This is a genomic window from Streptomyces albus subsp. albus (assembly GCF_000719865.1).
In the GTDB taxonomy this organism is placed as follows: domain Bacteria; phylum Actinomycetota; class Actinomycetes; order Streptomycetales; family Streptomycetaceae; genus Streptomyces; species Streptomyces albus_E.
Genome location: NZ_JOID01000008.1, coordinates 39,019 through 56,125, shown reverse-complemented (window position 1 = coordinate 56,125; position 17,107 = coordinate 39,019). Strand labels below are relative to the sequence as shown.

General features: G+C 73.4%; 18 protein-coding genes. 11 read left to right on the top strand and 7 right to left on the bottom strand.

Features of this window, described 5'->3' with window-relative positions:
- Positions 1-117 precede the first annotated feature (117 nt).
- The 3 genes from trxA to IF83_RS0109100 form a co-directional block, all read right to left on the bottom strand.
- Positions 118-486, bottom strand: coding sequence for a thioredoxin (trxA, locus tag IF83_RS0109110; protein ID WP_030543570.1), 369 nt, complete (start codon positions 484-486; stop codon positions 118-120).
- A 76-nt stretch (positions 487-562) separates the two neighbouring features.
- The gene (locus IF83_RS0109105) at positions 563-2,284 is read right to left on the bottom strand and encodes an aminotransferase class V-fold PLP-dependent enzyme (RefSeq protein WP_030543569.1); all 1,722 of its coding nucleotides are present in this window, start codon (positions 2,282-2,284) and stop codon (positions 563-565) included.
- Positions 2,281-2,562: a hypothetical protein gene (locus tag IF83_RS0109100; protein ID WP_030543568.1), complete on the bottom strand. Its 282-nt coding sequence runs from the start codon at positions 2,560-2,562 to the stop codon at positions 2,281-2,283. The genes IF83_RS0109105 and IF83_RS0109100 overlap by 4 nt, the downstream gene beginning before the upstream one ends.
- A 462-nt stretch (positions 2,563-3,024) precedes the next feature.
- Between IF83_RS0109100 and IF83_RS0109095 the strand changes: the two genes are divergently transcribed.
- The 4 genes from IF83_RS0109095 to IF83_RS0109080 all read left to right on the top strand — a co-directional run bounded on the left by IF83_RS0109095 (position 3,025) and on the right by IF83_RS0109080 (position 6,323).
- Positions 3,025-3,702 (top strand): peroxiredoxin, encoded by a 678-nt coding sequence (locus IF83_RS0109095; RefSeq protein ID WP_051722615.1) that lies wholly within the window; start codon positions 3,025-3,027, stop codon positions 3,700-3,702.
- 386 nt (positions 3,703-4,088) lie between these two features.
- Positions 4,089-5,387: a type III sulfide quinone reductase, selenoprotein subtype gene (sqr, locus tag IF83_RS0109090; protein WP_030543566.1), complete on the top strand. Its 1,299-nt coding sequence runs from the start codon at positions 4,089-4,091 to the stop codon at positions 5,385-5,387.
- 22 nt (positions 5,388-5,409) lie between these two features.
- Complete coding sequence (locus IF83_RS0109085) at positions 5,410-5,727, top strand: TusE/DsrC/DsvC family sulfur relay protein (RefSeq protein WP_030543565.1); 318 nt, start codon at positions 5,410-5,412, stop codon at positions 5,725-5,727.
- 125 nt (positions 5,728-5,852) lie between these two features.
- On the top strand, positions 5,853-6,323 hold the full coding sequence (locus IF83_RS0109080; protein ID WP_030543564.1) for a DsrE/DsrF/DrsH-like family protein: 471 nt from the start codon (positions 5,853-5,855) through the stop codon (positions 6,321-6,323).
- A gap of 161 nt (positions 6,324-6,484) precedes the next feature.
- On the opposite strand, the gene IF83_RS0109075 is transcribed toward IF83_RS0109080, so the two are convergent.
- Positions 6,485-7,450: a LysR family transcriptional regulator gene (locus IF83_RS0109075; RefSeq protein ID WP_030543563.1), complete on the bottom strand. Its 966-nt coding sequence runs from the start codon at positions 7,448-7,450 to the stop codon at positions 6,485-6,487.
- Positions 7,451-7,520: 70 nt separating this feature from the next.
- Between IF83_RS0109075 and IF83_RS0109070 the strand changes: the two genes are divergently transcribed.
- Positions 7,521-8,462 (top strand): dihydrodipicolinate synthase family protein, encoded by a 942-nt coding sequence (locus IF83_RS0109070; RefSeq protein ID WP_030543562.1) that lies wholly within the window; start codon positions 7,521-7,523, stop codon positions 8,460-8,462.
- Here the strand turns inward: IF83_RS0109070 and IF83_RS0109065 are convergent.
- Positions 8,435-8,671: a winged helix-turn-helix domain-containing protein gene (locus IF83_RS0109065; protein ID WP_030543561.1), complete on the bottom strand. Its 237-nt coding sequence runs from the start codon at positions 8,669-8,671 to the stop codon at positions 8,435-8,437. The two genes, IF83_RS0109070 and IF83_RS0109065, sit on opposite strands and share 28 nt — an antisense overlap.
- A gap of 45 nt (positions 8,672-8,716) precedes the next feature.
- A complete protein-coding gene (locus IF83_RS0109060; RefSeq protein ID WP_030543560.1) occupies positions 8,717-8,965 on the bottom strand; it encodes a GntR family transcriptional regulator in 249 nt (82 codons plus the stop codon).
- Between the two features lie 411 nt (positions 8,966-9,376).
- On the opposite strand from IF83_RS0109060, the gene IF83_RS0109050 reads away from it, so the two are divergent.
- The 5 genes from IF83_RS0109050 (at position 9,377) to IF83_RS0109030 (ending at position 14,634) form a co-directional block, all read left to right on the top strand.
- Positions 9,377-9,742, top strand: a complete 366-nt coding sequence (locus IF83_RS0109050; RefSeq protein ID WP_208605858.1) for a hypothetical protein — start codon at positions 9,377-9,379, stop codon at positions 9,740-9,742.
- A gap of 279 nt (positions 9,743-10,021) precedes the next feature.
- Positions 10,022-11,491 (top strand): FG-GAP-like repeat-containing protein, encoded by a 1,470-nt coding sequence (locus IF83_RS0109045; protein WP_030543558.1) that lies wholly within the window; start codon positions 10,022-10,024, stop codon positions 11,489-11,491.
- Between the two features lie 211 nt (positions 11,492-11,702).
- A complete protein-coding gene (locus IF83_RS0109040) occupies positions 11,703-12,434 on the top strand; it encodes a peptidoglycan recognition protein family protein (protein ID WP_030543557.1) in 732 nt (243 codons plus the stop codon).
- 146 nt (positions 12,435-12,580) lie between these two features.
- Positions 12,581-13,909, top strand: coding sequence for a ferredoxin reductase family protein (locus tag IF83_RS0109035; protein ID WP_107046730.1), 1,329 nt, complete (start codon positions 12,581-12,583; stop codon positions 13,907-13,909).
- 125 nt (positions 13,910-14,034) lie between these two features.
- Positions 14,035-14,634 carry an FMN-binding protein gene (locus IF83_RS0109030; protein ID WP_037679320.1) on the top strand — a complete coding sequence of 200 codons (600 nt, stop codon included), beginning with the start codon at positions 14,035-14,037 and terminating at the stop codon, positions 14,632-14,634.
- 210 nt (positions 14,635-14,844) lie between these two features.
- Here IF83_RS0109030 and IF83_RS0109025 read toward each other — a convergent pair whose 3' ends face one another.
- Entirely contained in the window at positions 14,845-15,837 is a 993-nt protein-coding gene (locus IF83_RS0109025; RefSeq protein ID WP_244176951.1) for an alpha/beta fold hydrolase, read from the bottom strand.
- 391 nt (positions 15,838-16,228) lie between these two features.
- Here IF83_RS0109025 and IF83_RS0109020 point away from each other — a divergent pair, with 391 nt between their 5' ends.
- The gene (locus IF83_RS0109020) at positions 16,229-17,092 is read left to right on the top strand and encodes a DUF4397 domain-containing protein (protein WP_030543553.1); all 864 of its coding nucleotides are present in this window, start codon (positions 16,229-16,231) and stop codon (positions 17,090-17,092) included.
- The last annotated feature ends 15 nt before the right edge of the window (positions 17,093-17,107 follow it).

The following is a 17,107-nucleotide window of genomic DNA, read 5'->3' as shown; positions in this document are numbered from 1 at the left end:
AGTTTCCGGCGGCGGTGCGGCGGAACGGGGGATCCGGTCCCGGTCGGGACGGATCCGGTCGGGACGGACCCGGGCGGGGGCGGGGGCCGCCCCGGGGCGGCCGGCTCCGGCGGGCGGTCAGGCCTGGCCGGCGCGGGCCGCGAGCTGCTGGCGCACGTCGTCCATGTCCACGGCGCGGATCTTGCCGATCAGCTCCTCCAGCGCGGGGGCCGGGAGGGCGCCGGGCTGGGCGTAGAGGACGGTGCGGTCGCGGATGGCCATCAGCGTCGGGATCGAGGAGATCTGGAACTCGGCGGCGAGTTCGGGCTGCGCCTCGGTGTCGACCTTGCCGAAGACGATGTCGGGGTGGCTCTCCGCCGCCTTCTCGAAGACGGGGGCGAACATCCGGCACGGTCCGCACCAGGCGGCCCAGAAGTCCACCAGCACGATGCCCGCGCTCGTGACGGTCTCCTCGAAGTTGTCCTTGGTCAGCTCAATCGTCGGCATGGGCCCGGCTCTCCTTCTCTCTATACCCGGCGGGGTATTGCTGCGGGTATCCCTGCCAACAGGGGGCGGGGCGGATTCATTCCGGGCCCGCGCCCCGCTCCAAGCACACGGGCGGCAGATGGAACCAGCGCATCCGCTCGAAGTCCCCGGGCAGTCCGGTGGGCCCGTCGTCCACGCCGTCCGGGCGGGCGGCGAACAGGCGCCGGGCCTCGTCGAGCCGGCCGGCGAGCGACTCCTCGCCCGCCCGGCGCCGCTCGTCGCGGACGACCGGCCGGCCCTCGGCGTCGTAGCCGAAGGAGGACAGCCGCAGTGGCGGTCCGGCGGGGGCGCGGCGGTGGTGCCAGCCGCCGGTGTGCGGGTCGAAGCGGTAGTCCGGCAGCAGCCGGTGGCCGTGGGCGGCGATCAGTTCGACGGCGGTGACGAGATAGTCGCGCACCGTCTCGGAGATGAAGTAGTTGAAGTTGATCCGGACCCAGCCCGGTTTGACGCCGTCGCATCCCCGGGTGATCTCGTCCAGGTAGGCGTCGGAGGCGGCGGTGTCGATGGCCAGCAGCCGGTGGCCGTAGGGCCCGGCGCAGGAACAGCCGCCGCGGGCCTGGATGCCGAACAGGTCGTTGAGCAGGGCCACCACGTAGTTGTGGTGCAGATAGCGCTCGCCGTGCCGGATCCGGAAGGAGACGATCGACAGCCGCCGCACCCGGCGGTTGCCGAGGATCTCGACGGCGGGGTGGCGCTCCCAGCGCTCCAGCGCACAACTCCAGTGGCTCTCCTCGCGTGCCTGGATCAGCTCCGTGCCGACGGCCTGCTTGAGCGCGAAGACGAGCCCGGCGCGGACCGACTCGACGATGGCGGGGGTGCCGCCCTCCTCGCGGACCACCGGATCGTCCAGATAGCGGTGGCCCCGCGGGCCGACGAAGGCCACGGTGCCGCCGCCGGGCGCGGTGGGTACCGGATTGCGCACCAGCTCCCGCCGCACGACGAGGACCCCGGGCGTCTGCGGGCCGCCGACGAACTTGTGCGGCGAGAGGAAGACCGCGTCCTTGTGGTCCCCGGCGCCCGGGGAGCTCTCGGCGACGCGCAGCGGGACGTACGGGCCGGCCGCCGCGTAGTCCCAGAAGGACAGTGCCCCGTGGGCGTGCAGCAGGCGGGCGATGCGGCCGGTGTCGGTGAGGATGCCCGTGACGTTGGAGGCGGCCGAGAAACTGCCGATCAGCAGCGGCCGGTCCGCGTACCGGACCAGCTCCTCCTCCAGCCGCGCCGGGTCGATGTGGCCGTCGGCGTCCTCGCCGATGACGACGACGTCGGCGACCGACTCGCGCCAGGGCAGCTCGTTGGAGTGGTGCTCGTACGGGCCGACGAAGACCACCGGCCGCTCGGCGGGCAGCACCGCGGCGCTCGGCTGCTCCCGCAGGCCGAGGATGCCGACCAGCTTGTTGACGGCGGCGGTGGCGCCGGACCCGGTGAAGATCACCAGGTCGTCGTCGGTGCCGCCCACGGCGTCGCGGATGACGCGGCGGGCGTCCTCGCGCAGGCGGGTGGTCTGCAGGCCGGTACTGGAGCTCTCGGTGTGCGTGTTGGCGTAGCGGGGGAGGACGTGGTCCCGGACGAAGTCCTCGATGAAGTCCAGGGACCGGCCGGAGGCCGTGTAGTCGGCGTAGACCAGGCGGCGGGGGCCGTACGGGCCGTCCAGCACCTCGTCGTCCCCGATGATCCCCCGGCGCACGCGCTCCAGCAGGGGCGTGCTGGGCGCCGGGGCGCCGGCGGGCCCGGACGGCCGGGCGGGGGTGGTGGCGGTCACGGCCGGAGCTCCTGCCCGGAGCCGTGCGCGGGGCCGGGGCCGTGGTGGTGGGGTGCGTAGAAGGCGACGGACGAGGGGCGGGTCGCCGCCGGTGTCCGCTCGGCGTGGGCGGTGACGCCGCCGTCGGGGCGTGCTCCCCTGCTGCCGCCGCCGTCGCCGACGGGGGCGGATCTGGAGGGGGCGCGCGGCGCCGGGGCGGAGCGCTGTGCGGGTGGTGTGTGCTGTCGTGGGGCGGCGGACCGCCGTGGGGCGGTGGCGCCGGGTGTGTCGCGGGTCATGGTCACGTCTCCTTCCGCCGGGCCGGTGGACCGCCCGCGCTTCGCCCCCGGGTGCGCCGGATCACCGGTGCCCGGGGCGCCGTGCGGCCGGCCGGTGCCGGCTGCTGTCGGTGCACCGTCCGGGTAACCGGTTGCCGCGCCCGGAATCACCCCCCGGCCCGGCCGGCGGGACCGGATCCGGAGGTCTGGGGAGCCCGCGCTTGCCGGGGTTCGCCGGTGCTTTCCGCCGGGCTCCGGAGGGGAACCGCGGCGACCGCGGCAGCCTCCAGTGGACCCCGGCCGGAATGCCGCGGGCAGGGGCCGGGCGTACCGTGAGAAGGGCCGTTCGGCCCTGCCCCCGAACCCGGGGTGGAAATACCCTCCCCCGTATCAGGGAAGGGCTGGAGCGTACCCGGGGAACGCTTCCGGTCCCGCCCGGATTCCCGCATGCCGTCTCCGCGTTCTCCGAAGGAGTTCCCGACCATGACCGTCTCCGAGCAGCAGGCGCCGGCCGCGACCGAGGGGCGGCTCCCCCTCATCGGCGACCCGGCCCCGTACTTCGAGGCCGACAGCACGCACGGCACCCTCAAGCTGACCGACTACGCGGGGAAGTGGCTGATCCTCTTCAGCCACCCCGCTGACTTCACCCCGGTCTGCACCACCGAGTTCATCGCCTTCACCGAGCTCGCCGACGACTTCGCGGCCCGCAACGCCGCGCTGCTCGGCAACTCGGTCGACTCCGTCTTCAGCCACCTCGCCTGGGTCCGGGCCATCGAGGAGAAGCAGGGGGTGCGCATCCCCTTCCCGATCATCGCCGACCTGGACATGAAGGTCTCCCACGCCTTCGGCATGCTCCACCCGAACACCTCGGGGACCTCCGCCGTGCGCGCGGTCTTCGTCATCGACCCGGAGCAGACCGTCCGCGCGGTGCTGTACTACCCGATGAACGCGGGGCGGATGATCCCCGAGATCCTGCGCCTCCTCGACGCCCTGCAGACCTCCGACCGCGACCAGGTGTCCTGCCCGGCCAACTGGCAGCCGGGGGACGACGTGGTGGTCGGCGCCCCGAGGACGCAGGACGAACTCGACGCCCGGCTCACCGACGACAGCGTGAAGCTCGCCGACTGGTACCTCGCGACCAAGCCCGGCAAAAAGGGCTGACCCGGCCGCCGCACGATCCGCACGACCCGCGGGGCCCGGCCGTTCCCCCGACGGCCGGGCCCCGCGCCGTGTCCTGCGTCCGCGTCCGCCGGCTCCCGCCCCGGGCGCCGGGCCGCATGCGTGCCCGCTCGTGCCCCGTGGCCCGTATCCGTGCCCTGCGTGCCCTGCTGCCGCGTCCGCCGGGCCCCGCCCCGGGACGCCTGTCGGCATCGGTGCCGCCCGTGGCCGCGCCCCGTGCCCGCGCAGTGCCCGGCGCCCCGCCCCGTGTCCGTGCCCGTGCCCGTGCGGCGACCGGGACCGACCGCCTCCGGATATACCCCTATGGGTAACTGGCCGGGGACCAAAGGCCCCTGACCGCGCCTCGGCCCCCGCACGACAGTGGGGGCATGAACAGGCGCATCGTGATCCTCGGAAGCGGCACCGCCGGCACGCTCACGGCCAACCGGCTGCGGCGGATGTACGACAGGAGCGAGTACGAGATCGTGGTCGTCGACCAGAACGACGAACACGTCTACCAGCCCGGACTGCTGTTCGTCCCGTTCGGCCTCGCCGAACCCCACGCCCTCGTCCGCCCCCGCGGACGGCAGCTGCTGGACGGCGTCGAATACCGCCGGGCCGAGATCGACCGGGTCGACCTGGAAGCGGACCGCGTCCGCTTCACCGACGGCGACTGGCTCGGCTACGACGTCCTGGTCGTCGCCACCGGCGCCGTCCTGCTGCCCGAGGAGACCGAGGGCCTGACCGGCCCCGCCTGGGGCAAGCAGGTCCACACCTTCTACGACCTGCCGGGCGCCACCGCCCTCCACCGGGCGCTGGAGGAGTTCGAGGGCGGCCGGCTGGTGGTCAACGTCGCCGACCTGCCCCTCAAGTGCCCCGTCGCACCCCTGGAGTTCTCCTTCCTCGCCGACTGGTACTTCCAGCGGCGCGGCATCCGGGACAAGGTGCAGATCACCTACGTCACCCCGCTCGACAGCGCGTTCACCAAGCCGGTGGCCGCCCAGGCGCTCGGCGGGCTGCTGAAGGAGAAGGGCGTCGACCTCGTCACCGACTTCAATCTCGGCTCGGTCGAGATGGACGAGGTAGAGACCGGCCCCGGCGGAGGCGGCCGACTCGTCTCCTACGACGGCACGGAGGTGCCGTTCGACCTCGCGGTGGTCGTCCCGCTGCACGGCGGCGCCGAGTACGTGGGCCGTTCCCCCGGCCTCGGCGACGAACTGAACTTCGTCCGCGTCGACCAGCGCACCCTGCGGTCCAAGGCCCGCCCGAACGTCTTCGCGATCGGCGACGCCGCCGGACTGCCCGCCTCGAAGGCCGGCTCCGTGGCCCACTTCGAGGGCGAGGTGCTCGTCCACAACATCGGCCGCCACCTGGCGGGCGAGCCGCTGGACGGCTCCTACGACGGCCACACCAACTGCTTCATCGAGACCGGCTTCCACAAGGCGCTGCTGATCGACTTCAACTACGAGACCGAACCGCTGCCGGGCCACTTCCCGGCCGCCGTGGGCCTGCCGCTCCTCAAGGAGTCGCGCGCCAACCACCTCGGCAAGCTCGCCTTCGAATGGCTCTACTGGCACAGCCTGCTGCCCGGCCGCGATCTCCCCGGCATCGGCTCGGCCATGCCGGAGCACGGCAAGACCAGGCCCGCGCCCGCGAAGCCCGCGGACACCGCCCACCCCGCCGCCTGACCGCCTCGAACGGAGAACCGCCATGACCACCACCACCTACGCCGGCACCCCGGTCGTGCTCGACGAGGAGGGCTTCTTCGCCGACCCGGACCAGTGGACGAAGGAGATGGCCCCGGAGATCGCCAAGGAGCACGCCATCGACGAACTGACCGACCGGCACTGGACCGTCATCGCCTTCATGCGCGCCGAGTACGCCGAGAAGGGCACCGGCCCCACGGTCCGGGTGCTCGGCAAGGCGTCGGGCGTCGGCGTCAAGGAGCTCTACCAGCTCTTCCCCAAGGGCCCGGCCAAGACCGCCGCGAAGATCGCCGGCATCCCCAAGCCCAAGGGCTGCATCTGACCCCCGGACCGCCGCGCCGGCGCCACGGCCCGCCGGCGCGGCCAGGGGGCACGGCCCAACCGCGCCCGTCCCACCGACCCACCCGTACACCGGCCCAACGGCCCACCGACTCAGGAGAGTCCGCGATGACCACCGCCACGCTGGAGAAGGTCTCGATCATCGTCTCCAAGGGATCCCTGGAGGGGATCTACCCGGCCCTCATCATGGCCAACGGCGCCCGGGCCGAAGGCATCGAGGCCGATCTCTTCTTCACCTTCTTCGGCCTCGACGCGATCACGAAGAAGCGCTACGAGCACATCAAGTTCGCCACCGTCGGCAACCCCGGGCTGCACCTCCCGACCGTGGTCGGCGCCCTCCCCGGCGCCCCGGACATGCTCACCCGGCTCATGGAGCGCCGGATGGCCAAGCTCGACATCCCGCCCATCCCCGAGTTCATCGAGATGATCAGCGACACGGGCGCGGGCCTCTACGCCTGCAAGGCGTCCGTGGACCTCTTCGACCTCGACAAGGACGACCTGATCGACGAGGTCCAGGGCATCATCACCGTCGGCGACTTCTACAACCTCGCCGCAGGCGCCCAGATCATCTACACCTGAGGGCAGCCGCCCATGACACTCACCCCCGAGAACGGCCCGGTCGGGACGCGACCCCCACGCCCCGGCCGGGCCCCGCGTTTCCGGGCTTGTGCGTCCCGGTTCCCGGCTCGCACTCCAGGCACCATGCCGACCGAGATCTCTCCGAGCACAAGATCCGCGTCTCAACCCACGGAAGCGACCCGTGAGGAGGCACCGCCCATGGCGCCCACCGCTGTGCGCGCCGCCGCCACGAACGCCGCGATCGCCGGGTGGCTGCCGCCGCCCGCGCGGAAGGCCACCTTCGAACGGCGGAAGAGGGGCAGCCGGGTCAGGACCACGTCCTCGGGGGCGTGTGCGGTGGCCATCTCCGGTACGAACCCGGCCCCCTGCCCGATGGCGGCCAGCGCCAGGACCGTACGGAAGTCGTTGACCTGATGGCGGATGCGCGGCTGGAATCCGGCCGCCTGACAGGCGCGTACGGCCATCGCGTGACCGGTCGTGCCGTCCCGGGCCGTGATCCACGGTGACGCGGCCCACGGTCCGAGCAGCTCCGCCAGCGTGCCGCCACGGGCGGCGGAACCGGCGGCGGGAGCGCTGTCGGTGGCGCCATCCGTGGCGCCCCCCGTGGCCAGGTACATCGGCTCCTCCAGCAGCGGTACCTGGCCGACCGTGGTGTCCGGTGAGGCGGGCACGAAGTCGTAGTCGTGGACGAGGGCCACGTCGAGCTCGCCGGCGCGCAGGCCGTCGGAGACCCGCGCCGAGTCGATCTCCTGCACCATCGGTTCCAGCGCGGGATGCCGCCGGGCCAGTTCGGCCAGCGCGGCGGGCACGATCGCGGGGCCGCCGGAGGGAAACGTCCCGATCCGCAGCGGCCCGCGGATGCCCTCGCGTGCCCCGGCCAGCTCGGAGACCGCCAGTTCGAGGCGTTCGAGGACGGCATCGGCGTGGGCGACGAGGGTGCGGCCCGCCGGGGTGAGCACCACCCGTCTGCCACTTCGTTCCAGCAGGGGCACGCCCGCCTCGCGCTCCAGCACGCTCAGCTGCTGGGAGACGGCGGAGGCCGTGAAAGTCAGCGCCTCGGCGACGGCCGCGATGGTGCCGCGCCGGTCCAGTTCGCGCAGCAGGTGCAGACGTCGGACATCGAGCATAAGGAGAGCTTATGCAAAACCGAAGAAACGTGAACTGGATCTACTGGGTCCCCCCGGTCAGGCTGGGCGTATGAAGCCCGAAGCGCATCTCACCGGCCTGTTCGTCCCCTTGGTGACGCCGTTCACCGACGATCTGCGCCTCGCCCCGGACGCCCTCGCCCGCCTCGCCGACGAGGCGCTGTCGGCCGGCGGGGCCCGGGGACTCGTCGCCCTGGGGACCACCGCGGAGGCGGCCACGCTGACCACCGAGGAGAAGCGGGCCGTGGTCCGTATCTGCTCGGCCGCCTGCCGGGCACACGGAGCTGCGCTGATCGTCGGCGTCGGCACGAACGACACCGCCGCCGCCATCACGACACTGCGGGAGCTCGCTCGGAGCGGTGACGTCGACGCGGCGCTGGTTCCCACGCCGCCCTACACCCGGCCCGGCGAGGCGGGAGCGCTGGCGCACTTCACGGCGCTCGCCGAGCACGGGGGTCTGCCGCTGGTCGTCTACGACATCCCGTACCGCACCGGTCAGTCCCTCGGCACCGGCACGCTGAACGCGCTCGGGCACCTGCCGGAGGTCGTCGGGGTCAAGTACGCGACCGGTGCGATCGACGCGGCCGCGATGGAACTGCTCGGCTCCCCGGCCCCGGGCTTCGCGGTGCTCGGCGGCGACGACGTCGTCATCTCGCCCCTGCTCGCGGCGGGCGCCCGTGGCGGCATCCTGGCGTCGGCCAATGTCCGCACCGCCGACTACGCCGAGCTGATCTCGCTGTGGCAGCGCGACGCCGCCGGACCGGCCCGCAGGCTGGGAGCCGAGTTGGCCCGGCTGTCCGCCGCTCTCTTCGCCGAGCCGAACCCGACCGTGATCAAGGGGGTGTTGCACGCCCAGGGCCGTATCCCCAGCCCGGCCGTCCGGCTGCCGCTGCTGGCCGCCTCCGCCGATTCCGTCCGGCAGGCGGCAGCCCTGGCCACCGCCGGGACCTACCGGGGTGTTCTGGCTCAGCGTGGGAGCTCGTCCACCACGTAAGTACCCATGCCCTTTTCACTGCGCGTGAGCCCTTCCCGCCGGACCGCCTCCATGGCTCGCTGAGCGGTCGAGTTCACCACGTCGAACTCATTGGCGATCTGCACCACACTCGGGATTTTCGTGCCCGGCGGGTACTCCCCGGACCTGATGCGCCGGATGATCTCAGCGGCGATCTGCGGCCAGGCCGCGCGCGTGCGGTCGATCTCCATACAGCAAACCCCAGTGTGCCGAAGTGTTCTTCGCGACCTGCGGTTCTAGCGAGGTCCGCTCACGTACCGGCCACGCTGCGGGACCACGAAGATCACACCGTCAGCACTGAGCACTTCCAGCGCCCGCCGGACCGTGGATCGAGCAAGGCCGTACTCCTGCACCAACTGTGTTTCCGAAGGAATGGCACGGCCTGGCTTCCAGTCGCCCCGCGCAATGCGGGCACGCAGGATCTCGGCAAGCTGCCGGTACGGCGTCAGTGGCGCGCCGTGGTCGATCTCCGCATCCGGGTCCATGGGACAAGCGTGCGCGTCTATCTTTGTGTGCGCTCTTCGAGATACGTCTGCATACGTAGCGATACAAGCAGGTACCATCGGGCGCGAAGGACCCCGGCGGCAGCGGCGAACTGCCCCGGGGCGTGGCCGATCACGGTAGGAGTGACCGACAGTGCGAACCCTAATCCCCTGGCTCCTGGGGCTTCTCTTCCCTCCGAGCGGCAAGCGGCGGGCGCCGCTCACACCCCTCGCGGCGGCACGGGCGGCCCCGCCGCCCACGCTCGGGGCCGAGCCACCGCACGGCGAGGGAATCCCATGGGCGTGCCCCTGCGTGCTGGCGTATCGCCGCGCCCAGGCGAGGCGCCCGCGGCGGGACAGGCGTACCGCCCTCGTGACGGTGAGCGCCGGGATCGACTACGGGGAGCTGACCGCATGAGCCAAGCACTGCGCAGGCTCCCCTGGAACGGGCCGGAGGGAAAGCCGGCCATGGTCCCCGACGGGAATCCCGACGGCCCGCTGTCCCGGCTGGCCGATTACATCGAGGCGCAGCAGGTGGCGGCGGCCGAGGCGGTGGTGGGTCTCGCGCGCGGCATGCTCGATTCCGGCGAGGAGTTCAGCACCGGTGAACTGACCTACGTGGCGCGGCGCCTCGTGGAGTGCCTGACCGATGTGCTGCGCGTGGCGCGGTCGCGCGGTGAACGGCTGCCCTGCAATCCGCTGCCGCTCGACGGGCCGCTGACCGGGTCCCTGAGCGAACATGTCGGTGAGGCGCTGAGGGGCGGTCGGATCGGCCGCTGACGACGCACCCCCCGAAGGCGGCCCGGCCGGGAAGCCGCCCCACGCCCCGGCCGGGCCCTCGCGTGTCCGGGTCCCCGCGCGCGTCGCGCCGCGTGGTGCCGCAGGGGCGGAAAAGGACTTACGGGGCGTCTCGTTTTCTCGTACAACCCTTCGAGTTCACCCGGGGTCTTCTCTGCGTCAACTGCCGCCCGCCGAGGGGATCCCCGGGCAGGGCGCGCGGTTCGGCACCCACTCGACTGCGGATGCCTCGCGCATCCCGCATGCACAGGAGAACCCCGCATGCACAAGCACTTCCGTACGGTCCTGGCCACCGCCGCTGTCGCGGCGCTGACCGGCGGCCTGCTCGCGGCCGGCGCGGGCACGGCGGCCGCCGAGGGCGCCCGTCCGACGGCCGACTTCAACGGCGACGGCTACCTGGATGTCGCGGTCTCCGCTCCGGGCGCCTATGTGAACGGCCGGGCCGACGCCGGCCAGGTCGTCGTCCTCTACGGCTCGGCCAACGGCATCTCCGGTGCCAAGCGCACCGTGCTCAGCCAGGACAGCGCGGGCGTCCCCGGCGTCTCCGAGAAGGGCGACCGCTGGGGCGCCGACACGGCGGCCGCCGACTACAACAACGACGGGTACACCGACCTCGCGGTCAGCGCGCCCTACGAGAAGGTCGGCGACGACGTCAACGGCGGCACCGTCCAGATCGTCTGGGGCTCCGCGAGCGGCCTGTCCGGCGGCACCACCGTCAAGGACCCGGCGTCCACCGCGCACGACCGCTTCGGCTACACCCTGGAAGGCGCCGACTTCAACGGCGACGACAAGGCCGACCTGGCGATCGGCTCCAGCTCCGCCACCATCCGCGTCTACCGCGGCGGCTTCGGCAAGACCTCAGGCACCACCGGCGGCGTCTACTCCGTCCGTCCCGCCATGCTCAGCGGCTCCGACACCGGCCCGCTGAACCTGCACTCCGGTGACGTCAACGGCGACAACATCGCCGACCTCGTGGCCGACGGCTTCGAGAACGAGTCGTCCGACGGCGAGAACCACTGGAACGCCAACTACTACCTGCCGGGCACCGCCTCCGGCCTCACCCTCACGGGCAGCTCCAAGCTGGCCGCGGGCGTCATCACCGACATCGGTGACACCAACAGCGACGGCTACGGCGACATCGTCATCGGCATGCAGTGGGACGCCGACTCCGGCGTGCCCGGCGCGTCGAAGGGCGGCAAGGTCCTCATCGTCAACGGCTCCGCCAACGGCCCGGACAGCGACCGCACCGCGATCACCCAGGACAGCCCCGGAGTCCCCGGCGGCTCCGAGAGCTACGACGCCTTCGGCGCCGAGCTCGACCTGGGCGACGTGAACGGCGACGGCCACCTCGACCTGGCCGTCGGCTCGCCCGGTGAGGCGCTCGACGGCTTCGGCGGCACCGGCGCCGTCACCGTGCTGTACGGCGCGGCCGACGGCTCCGGGATCACCGGCGCCGGCGCCCAGATGTTCCACCAGAACACGTCGGGCGTCCCCAACTCCAACGAGGAGGGCGACTACTTCGGCTCCGACGTCCACCTCGCCGACCTCAACGGCGACGGCAAGGCGGACCTGACGGTCGGCGCCATGGGCGAGAACGGCGGCAACGGCGCGGTGTACGCGCTGAAGTCCAACGGCTCCGTGATCGGCGGCAGCGGCGTCTCCATCTACACCTCCACGGTGGGGGTCTCCGCCTCCGGTTCGCCGCTCCTCGGCATCAACTTCGCCGGCTGAGCGGACCGTCCGGCCGCTGCACAGCACGGCAGAGCACAGCACGGCACCATCCGGGGCCCGGTCGTCACCGACCGGGCCCCGGCCCGTGTCCGGGGGCCCGTCCCGCCGCGTCCCAGCCCGTCCCGGAAAACCGGCAGGTCAGACCCGGTCGCTTCACCCAGACGGCGCAGCCTCCCGAGAAGCCCGGCCGTGCTGCCCGCAGGCTGGTCCCATGTGGTCACGCCGATTGGCCCTCGGTACGGGCGCCGTCATCCTGCCGCTGGCACTGCTGGTGGTGCGGGACGCCGGCGTACGGTCCGATACGCCCGAGCGGCCCGAGCCCGCCGCCGTCCGCCCCGCGGCCCCCCGCCCCCCGATCGTCAGCCGGGAGGTCTGGGACGCGGACGAGGACCTGGTGCGCGAACGCCCCCAGTACACCGGGGTGGTGAGTGCCGTCTTCCTCCACCACACCGGGCACCCCAACGGCTACGACTGCGCCGACGTCCCGGAGATGCTGCGCTCCCTGCAGACGGACCACGTCAAGGGCGAGGGCTGGGACGACATCGGCTACAACTTCGTCGTCGACCGGTGCGGCACCGTCTACGAGGGCCGGGCCGGCAGCGGCGCCCGCCCCGTGCGCGGGGCGCACACCAAGGGCTTCAACGCGCACACCGTGGGGATAGCGGCTCTGGGCACCTTCGACACCGGAACGGTGGTGCCGCGGGCCCTCCTCGACGGCATAGCGAAGGTCGCCGCCTGGCAGCTGCACCCCCAGGCGGACCCGCGCGGCACGGTACGCCTCGTCTCCACCAACGACGAGGCCCGGTTCGACAAGGGCGACAAGGCCGTACTCCACGTCATATCCGGCCACCGCGACAGCTACGAGACCCGCTGCCCCGGCGAGGCGCTGTACGAGCGGCTGCCGGAACTCCGCGACACCGTGGCCCGGCTGCGCGACCGCTGAGGGCCACCGCCGCACGCGGGCCCGTCCGCCTCTTGCCCAGGGGGGCACGCCGGTGGGTAGGGTGCCCGGGCGCCCCCCACGCGCAGCATCGGGAAAGAATGTCCGTGACGACGATCCAGTACAGCCGCGCGGGGAGACGGCAGGCCATGCGCCGCATCCGTCCCCGGCGCTCGCCCGCCATACCCCTGCTCCTTCTCGCCTGGTCCGGCGCGGCCGCCGTCCTGTGGCTGTGGTGGCGCAACACCCCCGCCGTCTCCGGGGCCTCCGGATGGGCGGTGAACGCGGGCCGCATGACCGGACTGCTGGCCGGCTACGCCGTCGCCCTGGTGATCGTCCAGATGGCACGCGTCCCGGCCCTGGAACGCCGGGTCGGCTCCGACCGGGTGGCGCGCTGGCACGCGACCAGCGGCCGCTACACCCTGCTCCTGACCGCGGCCCACGTCGGTCTGACCCTGTACGGCTACGCACGCCAGGCGGGCACCGGCCTGGTGGCGCAGACCGTCTCCGTCGTGACCGGGTACCCCGACATGGCCGAGGCCGCCGCCGGCACACTCCTCCTGCTCCTGACCGGTCTGCTGTCCGCCGGCCCCCTGCGCCGCCGCATGCGCTACGAACTCTGGTACTACCTGCACCTGCTCACCTACGCGGCCGTCTTCCTCGCCTTCTGGCACCAGCTCTCCACGGGCGCCGAGTTCGCCGGCGACCCCGCCGCACGCACGGCCTGGTACGCCCTGTACGCCGGGGCCGGCGCGCTGCTGCTCTGGTACCGGGTCCTCGTCCCGCTGCGGCTCAACCTGCGGCACCGGATGCGGGTCGACTCGGTCGTCCCGGAGGCCCCCGGCGTGGTCTCGGTGCTCATCCGGGGCCGGCGGCTGCACCGGCTGGGCGCCGAGGCCGGGCAGTTCTTCCGCTGGCGGTTCCTCACCCGGGGCCTGTGGTGGACCGCGAACCCGTACTCGCTGTCGGCCCCGCCCCGCCCCGACCTGCTGCGGATCACCGTCAAGGCGGTCGGGAGGCACAGCGCCGCGCTGGCCGCGCTCCCTCCCGGGACCCGGCTCTGGGCCGAGGGACCGTACGGGGCCCTGACCGCGGCCCGGCGGAGCGGCGGCAAGGTCCTGCTGCTGGCCGGCGGGGCGGGCATCACACCGCTCCGGGCGCTGTTCGAGACGCTGCCCGGCGCGCCCGGTGATCTGACGCTGCTCTACCGGGCCCGCACGGCGGAGGAACTGGCGCTCCGCGGCGAACTGGAGGTGATCGCCGACCGGCGCGGGGCCAATCTGCTGTACGCCGTCAACGGCCCGGACGGCAGGCGCCCCGCGATCAGCGCCCGGACCCTGCGGAAGCTGCTCCCCGACATCGACCGGCACGACGTCTACCTCTGCGGGCCGCCGGGGCTGACCGAGGAGTGGTACGCGGCGCTCCGCGAGGCCGGGGTCCCCGACCGGCGCATCCACCACGAGTCCTTCGCATTCTGAGCCCCAGCCCCAGCCCCAGCCCCAGCCCCAACCCCAATCCCAGCCCCAGGCCCAGGCTGCGCCCCGGGGGGGCCGGCCCTCTGGGCCGGGCCCGGACCGGTGAGCCCCGGAGGTGTCAACTGCCCGTGAGATACAGACATCCGTACCGCAGAACCGTGCTGGCCGTGGCCGGCACCGTCTCCGTCATCGTGGCGCTGCTCGCCCTCAAACCGGACCGGGACCCGGCTCTCGCCCGGGCCGGCGCCCCCGTCACCCCGTCCACGGCGGCCGCCTCACCGGCGGCGCCCTCCCCGTCCCCCTCCTCCGCCTCGGCGAAGCCGTCGAAGAGCACCGGACGCGCGTCGGACGAGCCGTCCCCGAACCGGTCGGCGCCCCGTACCACCGCGCCGCCCCCGGCCCGGACCAGCAGGGCCCCGGCCGCCCCGGAGACCACCACGGCGGCACCCGCCCCCCGCGGCGTCACGGGCGCCACCGTCCAGACGGAGCACGGCCCCGTACAGGTGCGGATCACCCTGACCGGCAGCAGGATCACGGCGGCGACCGCGTTGCAGTCGCCCGCCGGCGACCCGCGGAGCGAGCAGATCTCCTCCACCGCCATTCCCCAGCTCAACCAGCGGACCCTGGAGGCGCAGAGCGCGGACATCGACACGGTGTCCGGCGCCACGTACACCAGCACCGGATACCGGCAGTCCCTGCAGAGCGCCCTGGACCGGGCCGGACTCTGAACCCGGCGCGGACCCGGCGCGGACCCGGCGCGGACCCGGCGCGGCCGCACCGCCGCGGCGCGTCCCGCCCGCCCCGCCGGGGGCACCGTCTTCTTCCCGGTCCGCGGCTGCCCCATCCCCGGTCCGTTCCCGGTCCGCCGCCGGCCGGCCCCCGGGAAGGGCTCCGCAGGCGCCTCCGGCGGGGCCGACGGCACACCGGTCGCCCCGGCGCTACGCGACCGGCGTCCGCGCCACGCCGCCCCGGTCGCCCGCGCCGCCGGAGTGACCCAGGTCGCCGCCCTCGCCCCGTCCGGGCAGGCGCGTGGCGCGCGCCGTGTGCTCCGCCGCATCGGTGATCAGCCGGGTCACCGGGCCCGGGTGGGACACCTGGGCGAAGTGGGGGGCGTCGATCTCGACGGTGCGGGAGCCGGCGCGGCGGGCCATGAAGCGCTCGGCGGCCGGTGACAGGGCGCGGTCCTCACGGGCGACGAGGAACCAGGAGGGAATGGTCCGCCAGGCCGCAGCCTGCGACACGTCGGTCACCGCCTCCAGCGTGACCGGCCGCTGGTGGACCGCCATCAGCGCCGCCTTGTGCCGGGGGACGTCCGCCATCAAGACCTCGCGGTACCGGTCCCGCCGGACGTAGAAATCGGTGCCCGTCCCGCCGTCCGGCCGCGTGTAGGGGACCGGCACGACCGCCTCCGACACCTCGCCGCCGGGGAACGCCTCGCTGATCGTCTCCGTGCTCTCGCCCACGTCGAGCGCGAAGGCCGCGATGTAGACCAGCGCCTCGACGTCCGGGTCACCCGCCGCGGCGTTGGAGATCACCGCGCCCGCGTAGGAGTGGCCGACGAGGACGATGGGCCCGTCGATGGCGCGCAGGACGGAGGCCAGGTACGCGGAGTCGCCCGCGAGGCCGCGCAGCGGGTTGGCCGGGGCGATCACGGGGTAGCCCCGGTGCTTCAGCCGCTTGATCACGCCGCGCCACGCGGAGCCGTCCGAGAAGGCCCCGTGGACCAGCACCACGGTGGGCCTGTCCCGGTGCTCCGGGCGCTGGGCGGTTTCCCCGGCGTCGCCGCGGTCCCCGCCGCGGGGGGAGCCGGCGGCCGCCGGGACCACGGTGCCGAGGAGGGCGGCGGCGATCAGGGCCGCGGCACCGGAGGCGCGGCGGAGCCGGGAGCGGGTGGTGCGGCCGGTACGGGAAGCGGGCGGGAACAGGGGCACGGCGGATCTCACTTCCTGGGTGGTGCGGTGCGCTCCGCCGGCCGGTGCGCCGGCCGGTACGGGACCGGTGCGCGGACCGTGCGTGCGGGCGCGGTGACAGCCCGAGCCTCGCCGAACCGGCCGGGCCCGGCGCCCCGGACAGGGCGAACGAGTGAGACGCGGAATGCCCCGGGAGAAGCCTCCGCAGCCCCCGGAGAAGCCCGGGCGGAAGCCGTGCCAGAAGACATGTGGAAACGCTGGCGGAAGCCACCTCGGAAACCCCCGGCGGAAGCCCGGGGGAGAAGCTCCCCCGAAAAGATCCGCCCCCCCTGCATCCGAACAGGACGCTCAACCCGAAATAAGGATGAATGCTCCGCAATCGGACGGAGCGTCGTCGTGAAGGGGTATTTCGATGAGGAACTGCCGCAGTGCCGCCGCGATCGCGGCCACGGTGGGCATATGCGCCCTCGGACTCTCCGCCGCCCCCGCCCAGGCTGCCGGGCCGGCACAGACCGGGGAGGGCAAGGCACAGGTATCCGTCTTCCATGGCGTTCCGGGCCTCACCGTCGACGTGTACGCCAACGGCAAGGAACTCCTGCCGGACTTCAAGCCCGGGACCCTGACACCTCCGCAGGCTCTCGACCCGGGCAGCTACGACATCGAGGTGTTCAAGGCGGGTGCGGACCCCGAGGGCGAGCCCGCCATCCAGAAGACGGTGGAGGTGCCGGCCGGGGCGAACGCCACCGTCGCCGCCCACCTCACCGCCGATGGCAAGCCCACCCTCACCGCCTTCGTCAACGACGTGTCGAAGGTGCCCGCCGGCAAGGCCCGGCTCACCGTGCGTCATGTCGCGGCCGCACCGGCCGTGGACGTCCGGGCCGACGGCACCCCGCTGGTCAAGGCGCTGGAGAACCCGAAGGAAGCGACCGCCACGGTGCCCGCGGGCAGTGTGAACGCCGACGTCACCCTGGCCGGCACGGAAGACGTCGTCATCGGCCCGGCCAAGCTCGATCTGAAGGAGGGCACGAGCAACGTCGTCTACGCCTGGGGCAGCGCGGCGGACAAGAACCTCGCGCTCAAGACCCAGACCTTCAGCGGTCTCCACACCGCCCCGGACGGCGTCAAGGGCGGTCAGAGCGACACGCTGATGGAGGCCGGCGCCGACAACACCAACGGCACGCCCGCCTGGGCGGCCTGGTCCGGCGCCGGCGCGCTCGCCGCGGCGGGCGTGCTGCTGACCCGTACGGCCTGGCGCGGCAGCCGCTCCCGGGGCTGAGCGCCGGGCGGTTCC

What these genes read in the sequence shown, in the direction of transcription:
- trxA (WP_030543570.1), bottom strand. Translation starts at nt 486, where the DNA reads ATGCCGACGATTGAGCTGACCAAGGACAACTTCGAGGAGACCGTCACG.
- IF83_RS0109100 (WP_030543568.1), bottom strand. Translation starts at nt 2,562, where the DNA reads ATGACCCGCGACACACCCGGCGCCACCGCCCCACGGCGGTCCGCCGCC.
- IF83_RS0109095 (WP_051722615.1), top strand. Translation starts at nt 3,025, where the DNA reads ATGACCGTCTCCGAGCAGCAGGCGCCGGCCGCGACCGAGGGGCGGCTC.
- sqr (WP_030543566.1), top strand. Translation starts at nt 4,089, where the DNA reads ATGAACAGGCGCATCGTGATCCTCGGAAGCGGCACCGCCGGCACGCTC.
- IF83_RS0109085 (WP_030543565.1), top strand. Translation starts at nt 5,410, where the DNA reads ATGACCACCACCACCTACGCCGGCACCCCGGTCGTGCTCGACGAGGAG.
- IF83_RS0109080 (WP_030543564.1), top strand. Translation starts at nt 5,853, where the DNA reads ATGACCACCGCCACGCTGGAGAAGGTCTCGATCATCGTCTCCAAGGGA.
- IF83_RS0109075 (WP_030543563.1), bottom strand. Translation starts at nt 7,450, where the DNA reads ATGCTCGATGTCCGACGTCTGCACCTGCTGCGCGAACTGGACCGGCGC.
- IF83_RS0109070 (WP_030543562.1), top strand. Translation starts at nt 7,521, where the DNA reads ATGAAGCCCGAAGCGCATCTCACCGGCCTGTTCGTCCCCTTGGTGACG.
- IF83_RS0109065 (WP_030543561.1), bottom strand. Translation starts at nt 8,671, where the DNA reads ATGGAGATCGACCGCACGCGCGCGGCCTGGCCGCAGATCGCCGCTGAG.
- IF83_RS0109060 (WP_030543560.1), bottom strand. Translation starts at nt 8,965, where the DNA reads ATGGACCCGGATGCGGAGATCGACCACGGCGCGCCACTGACGCCGTAC.
- IF83_RS0109050 (WP_208605858.1), top strand. Translation starts at nt 9,377, where the DNA reads ATGAGCCAAGCACTGCGCAGGCTCCCCTGGAACGGGCCGGAGGGAAAG.
- IF83_RS0109045 (WP_030543558.1), top strand. Translation starts at nt 10,022, where the DNA reads ATGCACAAGCACTTCCGTACGGTCCTGGCCACCGCCGCTGTCGCGGCG.
- IF83_RS0109040 (WP_030543557.1), top strand. Translation starts at nt 11,703, where the DNA reads ATGTGGTCACGCCGATTGGCCCTCGGTACGGGCGCCGTCATCCTGCCG.
- IF83_RS0109035 (WP_107046730.1), top strand. Translation starts at nt 12,581, where the DNA reads ATGCGCCGCATCCGTCCCCGGCGCTCGCCCGCCATACCCCTGCTCCTT.
- IF83_RS0109020 (WP_030543553.1), top strand. Translation starts at nt 16,229, where the DNA reads ATGAGGAACTGCCGCAGTGCCGCCGCGATCGCGGCCACGGTGGGCATA.